This is a genomic window from Streptomyces sp. WAC05292 (assembly GCF_003949955.1).
GTDB classification, from domain to species: domain Bacteria; phylum Actinomycetota; class Actinomycetes; order Streptomycetales; family Streptomycetaceae; genus Streptomyces; species Streptomyces globosus.
Genome location: NZ_RPSE01000324.1, coordinates 1 through 7,458, shown reverse-complemented (window position 1 = coordinate 7,458; position 7,458 = coordinate 1). Strand labels below are relative to the sequence as shown.

At 70.4% G+C, this 7,458-nt stretch carries 9 protein-coding genes, 1 other RNA gene and 1 pseudogene; 6 read left to right on the top strand and 5 right to left on the bottom strand.

Annotated features, from left to right (window positions below):
• The first annotated feature begins 270 nt into the window (after positions 1–270).
• Complete coding sequence (gene prfB / locus EF903_RS25475; protein ID WP_125546939.1) at positions 271–1,386, top strand: peptide chain release factor 2; 1,116 nt, start codon at positions 271–273, stop codon at positions 1,384–1,386.
• 172 nt (positions 1,387–1,558) lie between these two features.
• On the opposite strand, the gene EF903_RS25470 is transcribed toward prfB, so the two are convergent.
• Positions 1,559–1,750 carry a hypothetical protein gene (locus EF903_RS25470; RefSeq protein ID WP_125546937.1) on the bottom strand — a complete coding sequence of 64 codons (192 nt, stop codon included), beginning with the start codon at positions 1,748–1,750 and terminating at the stop codon, positions 1,559–1,561.
• Positions 1,751–1,974: 224 nt separating this feature from the next.
• On the opposite strand from EF903_RS25470, the gene ftsE reads away from it, so the two are divergent.
• The 5 genes from ftsE to ssrA all read left to right on the top strand — a co-directional run bounded on the left by ftsE (position 1,975) and on the right by ssrA (position 5,868).
• Entirely contained in the window at positions 1,975–2,664 is a 690-nt protein-coding gene (ftsE, locus tag EF903_RS25465; protein WP_114057746.1) for a cell division ATP-binding protein FtsE, read from the top strand.
• Positions 2,665–2,683: 19 nt separating this feature from the next.
• Entirely contained in the window at positions 2,684–3,616 is a 933-nt protein-coding gene (gene ftsX / locus EF903_RS25460) for a permease-like cell division protein FtsX (RefSeq protein WP_125546935.1), read from the top strand.
• A gap of 67 nt (positions 3,617–3,683) precedes the next feature.
• Entirely contained in the window at positions 3,684–4,889 is a 1,206-nt protein-coding gene (locus EF903_RS25455) for a S41 family peptidase (RefSeq protein WP_125546933.1), read from the top strand.
• Positions 4,890–4,908: 19 nt separating this feature from the next.
• Positions 4,909–5,394, top strand: a complete 486-nt coding sequence (gene smpB, locus EF903_RS25450; RefSeq protein ID WP_125546931.1) for an SsrA-binding protein SmpB — start codon at positions 4,909–4,911, stop codon at positions 5,392–5,394.
• Positions 5,395–5,478: 84 nt separating this feature from the next.
• Positions 5,479–5,868: a transfer-messenger RNA gene (ssrA, locus tag EF903_RS25445) on the top strand.
• Between the two features lie 61 nt (positions 5,869–5,929).
• Here the strand turns inward: ssrA and EF903_RS36145 are convergent.
• The 4 genes and pseudogenes from EF903_RS36145 to EF903_RS25425 all read right to left on the bottom strand — a co-directional run.
• Positions 5,930–6,217 (bottom strand): hypothetical protein, encoded by a 288-nt coding sequence (locus EF903_RS36145; RefSeq protein ID WP_399421667.1) that lies wholly within the window; start codon positions 6,215–6,217, stop codon positions 5,930–5,932.
• A 90-nt stretch (positions 6,218–6,307) separates the two neighbouring features.
• Positions 6,308–6,571: a Txe/YoeB family addiction module toxin gene (locus EF903_RS25435; protein ID WP_125546929.1), complete on the bottom strand. Its 264-nt coding sequence runs from the start codon at positions 6,569–6,571 to the stop codon at positions 6,308–6,310.
• Complete coding sequence (locus EF903_RS25430; protein WP_125546927.1) at positions 6,568–6,840, bottom strand: type II toxin-antitoxin system Phd/YefM family antitoxin; 273 nt, start codon at positions 6,838–6,840, stop codon at positions 6,568–6,570. The genes EF903_RS25435 and EF903_RS25430 overlap by 4 nt, the downstream gene beginning before the upstream one ends.
• A 54-nt stretch (positions 6,841–6,894) precedes the next feature.
• A pseudogene (locus tag EF903_RS25425) lies at positions 6,895–7,458 on the bottom strand (MFS transporter); the annotation flags it as partial.

Below are 7,458 nucleotides of genomic sequence, written 5' to 3'. Positions count from 1 at the left end.
TGGCGGGGCAGCGGAGGGGGAGGGCCTGCCGGCAGGGGTGGCGCCGGAGCCGCGTGGGCCGCGTACAGGACCAAGTCGGATCGGTTGGATCAGGCTTGTGCTCGGTCCGGCGGCTGACAGCTCGTCGTCGTGACACGCATGTGGTCCACATGGCGGCGCTTGACGAGGAGGAGAGTCATACCGTGAGCGTACGCCCGTATCGGCGTCCATCAGAACGGGTGAACCGGACGGGCCGGACGGGGGCGCCCGCGGACCGGCTACGCTGGACCCGTGGCAGTCGTCGATGTTTCCGAAGAGCTGAAGTCCCTCTCCTCGACCATGGGGTCGATCGAGGCCGTCCTGGACCTCGACAAGCTGAGGGCAGACATTGCCGTGCTCGAGGAGCAGGCCGCGGCCCCGTCCCTGTGGGACGACCCCGAGGCTGCCCAGAAGATCACGAGCCGGCTTTCCCACCTCCAGGCCGAGGTCCGCAAGACCGAGGCGCTGCGCGGCCGCATCGACGACCTCGCGGTCCTCTTCGAGCTCGCCGAGGAGATGGACGACGCGGACACCCGCGCCGAGGCCGAGACGGAGCTCGCCGCGGTCCGCAAGGCGCTGGACGAGATGGAGGTCCGCACCCTCCTGTCCGGCGAGTACGACGAGCGCGAGGCGCTGGTCAACATCCGCGCCGAGGCGGGCGGCGTCGACGCCTCCGACTTCGCCGAGCGCCTCCAGCGCATGTACCTGCGCTGGGCCGAGCGGCACGGCTACTCCACCGAGGTGTACGAGACCTCGTACGCGGAAGAGGCCGGCATCAAGTCGACGACCTTCGTCGTCAAGGCGCCGTACGCCTACGGCACCCTCTCGGTGGAACAGGGCACGCACCGCCTGGTCCGCATCTCGCCCTTCGACAACCAGGGCCGCCGCCAGACGTCCTTCGCCGGCGTCGAGGTGCTCCCGGTCGTCGAGCAGTCCGACCACGTCGAGATCGACGAGACCGAGCTGCGCATCGACGTCTACCGGGCCTCGGGCCCCGGCGGCCAGGGCGTCAACACCACCGACTCGGCGGTGCGCATCACGCACATCCCGACCGGCATCGTGGTGTCCTGCCAGAACGAGCGCAGCCAGATCCAGAACAAGGCCAGCGCCATGAACGTCCTCCAGGCGAAGCTGCTGGAGCGGCGCCGCCAGGAGGAGCAGGCCAGGATGGACGCCCTCAAGGGCGACGGCGGCAACTCGTGGGGCAACCAGATGCGCTCCTACGTGCTGCACCCGTACCAGATGGTCAAGGACCTGCGGACGGAGTTCGAGGTCGGCAACCCGCAGTCGGTGCTCGACGGCGACATCGACGGCTTCCTGGAGGCCGGCATCCGCTGGCGCAAGCAGCAGGAGCAGACGACGGCCTGAGCCCGGGCCGCCGGACCGCGCGCCCCGCGAGGGGTGCGCGGCACGTGAACGCGAGGCGGGGCCCGGACACCGAAGGTGTCCGGGCCCCGCCGTCGTTCTTCCTCCCGCCCTCCCAGGGGGCGGGGCGACGCATGATCGGGACGTGCGGCGGAGCCGCCGGCGCCCGCCGGCCCTACGCGGTGTGCTGCGCCACCAGGGCCAGAGCCGCCACGAGGACCACCAGGAGCGCGATGAGCGCCGTGGGGTTCAGGCCTGCGAAGGGGCCCTCCTGCTGGAGGCGCTCCCGGTTCGCCCGGCACACCGGGCAGCGGCCCTGGCTGACGGGCGCGGCGCAGTTCGCGCACACGAGCCGGTCATATGTCATGCGCTCTCCTCCTCTCGTCCCCTTGAACAACGCGTGCGGGAACGAGACCGTTCCCCCTACCACTGTGCCAGCTCCGCAGGCATTCGGCGCGGCCCGTCCGGGCAATCACCCGCCGCCTCCCCCGTCGCGCGGGACATATCGGGCAACTGTGGGCGCCGGGTCCCCACCCGGGGCCCGTTCGCGTATGGTCACGCACACCTACTCCCGGCGACCGTGGTGCACCCGTGATCCGATTCGACAACGTCTCCAAGTCCTACCCGAAGCAGAACCGCCCCGCACTCAGAGATGTCTCCCTGGAGATCGCGAAGGGCGAGTTCGTCTTCCTGGTCGGCTCCTCCGGCTCCGGCAAGTCCACCTTCCTGCGGCTCGTCCTGCGCGAGGAGCGGGCGACCCACGGCCAGGTCCACGTCCTCGGCAAGGACCTCGGCAAGCTCTCCAACTGGAAGGTCCCGCAGATGCGGCGCCAGCTGGGGACCGTCTTCCAGGACTTCCGGCTCCTGCCCAACAAGACGGTGGCGCAGAACGTCGCCTTCGCGCAGGAGGTCATCGGCAAACCGCGCGGCGAGATCCGCAAGGCCGTCCCGCAGGTGCTGGAACTCGTCGGCCTCGGGGGCAAGGAGGACCGCATGCCGGGCGAGCTCTCCGGCGGCGAGCAGCAGCGCGTCGCGATCGCCCGCGCCTTCGTCAACCGCCCCGCCCTGCTCATCGCGGACGAGCCCACCGGCAACCTCGACCCGCAGACGTCCGTCGGCATCATGAAGCTGCTGGACCGCATCAACCGCACCGGCACCACCGTGATCATGGCCACGCACGACCAGCAGATCGTCGACCAGATGCGCAAGCGCGTCATCGAACTCGAACAGGGCCGCCTCGTCCGCGACCAGTCGCGCGGCGTCTACGGCTACCAGCACTGAAAGGGCCCACCCAGACGTCATGCGCGCCCAGTTCGTCATGTCGGAGATCGGGGTCGGTCTCCGCCGCAACCTGACCATGACCTTCGCGGTCGTCATCTCCGTGGCCCTCTCGCTCGCCCTGTTCGGCGGCTCCCTGCTCATGCGCGACCAGGTGAGCAAGATGAAGGGCTACTGGTACGACAAGGTCAACGTCTCCATCTACCTCTGCAACAAGAGCGACGCCGAGGACAGCAGCGAACTCGGCAGCCGGGCCTGCGCCAAGGGCGCGGCGACACCCGAGCAGAAGCAGCAGATCCAGACCGACCTGGAGAAGATGGAGCTCGTCCAGACCGTCCACTACGAGTCCTCCGACGAGGCCTACAAGCACTACAAGGAGCGCTTCGGGCACACCGCGCTCGCCTCGGTGATCACCCCCGACCAGATGCCCGACTCCTTCCGCGTGAAGCTCACGGAACCCGAGAAGTACAAGGTCATCACGACGGCCTTCGCGGGCCGCGACGGCGTCCAGTCGGTGGCCGACCAGCACACCGAGCTGGACAACCTCTTCCAGATGCTCGGCTACCTCAACTGGGCGGCCCTCGGCATCATGCTGATCATGCTGGTCGTGGCGCTGCTGCTGATCGTCAACACGGTGCGGGTGTCCGCCTTCAGCCGGCGCCGCGAGACCGGGATCATGCGGCTGGTCGGCGCCTCCAGCTTCTACATCCAGGTGCCGTTCATCATGGAGGCCGCGTTCGCCGGCCTCATCGGCGCCGTGTTCGCCTGCCTGATGCTCGGCGCGGGCCAGTACTTCGTCATCGACCACGGCGCCTCGCTCCGCACCAAGATGGAGCTGATCAACTTCATCGGCTGGGACGAGGTCCTGACCAAGCTGCCGCTCGTGCTGGCAATCGGCGTGCTGATGCCGTCACTTGCCGCGTTCCTCGCGCTCCGCAAGTACCTCCGGGTGTGACGAGCGCCCCCTGTGAGCCCGGTCCAACCCGCCGTGGCGGAAGGGGCCTTGTCCTAGACTCGGGCGCATGCAGGGTCTGCCCAGCTTCTGTCCGCGGCCCCGCGACCTGCGTCGCGGGGCCGTCCTCACGTTCGCCTTCGCCGGCGTCGTCACCGCCGCGGCCGCCATGGGCTGCTGGGACGGGGCCGGCGCCGCAGGCGCTCCCGGCAGCGGATTAACGACCGCCGCGGCGCCGCCCGGAGAAGCCGGCCCCGGGCCCGGCGGTGCCGCCCCCGGAACCGCCGACCGGGAGGCCGTCGCCCGCGCCGCCGCCGAAGCCGTCGCCGAGGGCAAGTCCGGCAAGAAGGCCGCCCAGGAGGTCGTCAGCCGCAGCGGCGACCGCTGGGGCGTCGTCTACGACCGCGCCGAGTTCCAGGCCTTCGCCGACGGCCTCGACGGCCGGTGGACCGGCGTCGGCCTCTGGCCCGAACGGCGCGCCGACGGCGCCATCGCCATCGCCCGCGTCCAGCCCGGCGGGCCCGCCGCCCGCGCCGGCATCACGGCCGGGGACCGCCTCGTCGCCGTCGACGACCGTCCCGTCACCGGCCTGAAGACCGCCGAGGTCGTCGCCCTCCTGCGCGGCGGGGCCGGCACCCCCGTCGCCCTGCGCACCGCCCGCGGCGGCACCGAGGCCTCCCGCACCGTGCACCGCGAGCAGCTGCGGGCCGATCCCGTCACCGTCCGCTCGCTGCCGGGCGGGGTCACCGTCATCAAGGTCGCCGCCTTCACCCGCGGCTCGGGCGCCCGCGTCCGGGACGCCGTACGGGCCGCCCCGCCCGGCGGCGGCGTCCTGCTCGACCTGCGCGGCAACCCCGGCGGGCTGGTCACCGAGGCCGTCGCCGCCGCCTCCGCCTTCCTCGACGGCGGGCTCGTCGCCACGTACGACGTGCGCGGCGAGGAGCGCGCCCTGTACGCCGACCGCGGCGGCGACACCGCCCGGCCGCTGGTCGCCCTCGTCGACGCCGGGACCATGAGCGCCGCCGAGCTCGTCGCCGGCGCCCTGCAGGACCGCGGCCGGGCCGTCGCCGTCGGCACCCGCACCTTCGGCAAGGGGTCCGTGCAGATGCCGACGCAGCTCCCCGACGGCTCGGTGGCCGAGCTGACGGTGGGCACGTACCGCACCCCGGGCGGCCGCAGCCTCGACGGCACCGGCGTCACCCCCGACCTGCCCGCCCCCGACCGGGCCGAGGAGCGGGCCCGCACGGTATTGGGTGGCCTCGGGGTGGGCCCTTAGTGCAAAAATGACCACCACTATGGCTAAGGAAAAAGGGCGCAAGCTGATCGCCCAGAACAAGAAGGCGCGGCACGACTACGCCATCCTCGACACCTACGAGTGCGGGATCGTGCTCACCGGCACCGAGGTGAAGTCCCTGCGCCAGGGACGGGCCTCGCTCGTCGACGGCTACGTGTCGGTGGAGGGCCGCGAGGCCTGGATGTACAACGTGCACGTGCCGGAGTACAGCCAGGGGACGTGGACCAACCACAGCGCCCGGCGCAAGCGGAAGCTCCTGCTGCACCGGGAGGAGATCGACAAGCTGGAGTCGAAGGCGCAGGAGAGCGGCCACACCCTGGTGCCGCTGGCCCTGTACTTCAAGGACGGCCGGGCCAAGGTCGAGATCGCGCTGGCGAAGGGCAAGAAGGAGTACGACAAGCGGCAGGCGCTGCGGGAGAAGCAGGACACGCGGGAGACGAACCGCGCGATCGCGGCGGCCCGGCGGCGCCAGCGCGGCGAGCGTTAATCACCTGGCACGCGGTGGTCCACTTCGCGTACCATGGGCAGCGCACCCACCCCGCGGGGCGGGCGCACCTTGAAAAATCAACATGGGGATGATCGGTTTCGACAGCGGATGTCGATGTAGGGGAAGCGAGCCGAGGAAGCGGCAATGATCTCGCTAACCACATGTCGCAAAAAAATAATCGCCAACTCCAAGAGCGATAACTCCCGCTTCGCCCTCGCTGCCTGATAGCAGTGAGCTGAAGCCTCTGTGAGGAGCGTCAGCCCGGAAGTGGTCCCGGTCCGGATCCTGGCGTCGACTAGGGATCTAAACCTCTAGCCCCGGTCACGGGGGTTGGAGGGAAATCAAACAGTGACTGAGCCCGTCGGAGACTTGTCCGCGTGATCTCCGGGGCCGAGAAAATCGCAGCGGACTGCGCTCGGAGAAGCCCTCCTTCTGCACCGTTGGACGCGGGTTCGATTCCCGCCATCTCCACTCATCCCATGTGGGCGAAGGCCCCCTGACCTGCGAAATATCTCGCCAGGTCAGGGGGCCTTCGTCATGCGCGAGCACGACGGGTGCGGAGGCGGGTCGTGTCCAGCAGGTGGGGAGCGCCGAGAAGGTCTTCCTCGCCGATGCGCCGGCGGGCAGCGGCGCCCCGGGAGCCCCTGTCTGTGAGGAACAGGACCAGGACGGAGGAGCGCTCGGCGCGGTCGGCTATTTCGGCGAGGGTGGGCTGGGTCGCGTCTCGGGTGACGAGTCCGAGCAGGTTGCCCTGGAGGGACTGTCCGGCCTCGGCGGCCCGGACCTTTATGCGGCGGGCGATGTCATCGGGGACTTCCCGGATCGTGAACGCAGTCGTGACTGCATTTTGTCGTCGGTGCAGTCACTTTGCAGTCAATCGCTTCGCGCGACAGCCGAACCGCCGGTCGCTTGGTCAGTCGGAGTAGTGGTACCGGGCCTTGAGGATCTTCACTTCCTTGTCGTCGGCCCGGTAGACGAGGCGGTGCTCGTCGTCGATCCTGCGGGACCAATAGCCGGTCAGGTCGCCCTTGAGCGGTTCGGGTTTCCCGATCCCCGCGAAGGGAGACCGCTGGATCTCGCCGATCAGGCGGGTGATGCGCTTCGCCATCTTCCGGTCCGCCCCCAGCCAGAAGAGGAAGTCCTCCCAGGCCGCCGGGTCGAAGTCGAGGCTCCTCACTCCTCACCGGCCAGCTCTTGGAGCTCCTCCATGCTCTTGACGACGGCAGCAGAACCGGCCCGGTCCCGCTCCACAGCCTCCATGAGTCGCCGGGCATTCGCCGGCGAGCGCAGGAGGTACACCGTTTCCTGCCAGGCGTCGTAGTCGTCCGCGGACATCAGAACCGCATCCCCGCTCTTTGAGCTGATCCGCACGGGTGTGTGGTCGTTGTTGACGCGCTCGATGAGGGGGAACAGGGTCTTGCGGGCTTCGCTCGCACTGATGGGCACGTGGCGCACCTCCTCTGGGCTGGTACCTAAAGAAGGTACCAGTCCGGTACCGACTTACGGTACCGGTCGAGCCGCTCGGCGGCGCAAGGCGGTGGACAGGAGGAGGGCCGTGGCGGCGGCGGCCGCCGGGAGGGCGTAGGGGAGGGTCGTGCCGAAGCTGTCGACCAGGGCGCCCGCCGTGGCGGAGCCCGCGGCTATGCCCGCCAGGGTGGCCGTGACCGTGAGGGTCATGCCCTCGTTCAGGCGCTCCGGGGGGACCGCCGCGTGGATGCGGGACATCGCCGTGACCATCGTCGGGGCCGTCGACATGCCGGCCAGGAGGAGGGCGAGCCCGGTCAGGGCCACCGAGTCCGCGGCGGCGGCCGCCCAGGGCAGGGCCATCGCCGCGGCCGTCGCCGCCAGGCATACCCGCAGGTCCAAGGGCCTGCGGGTGCCGTACAGGAGGCCTGCGGCGCAGGATCCGGCGGCCTGCAGGGCCAGGATCGGGCCGACCGCTGCGCCCAGGCCGTGCCCGTCGAGGTAGGCGATGGAGGCCACCTCCATCGCGCCGAACACCGCGCCCAGGGGGAGGAACAGCAGCAGCAGGGGGCGGAGCGCGCGGAGCGGGGCGGGCGTGCG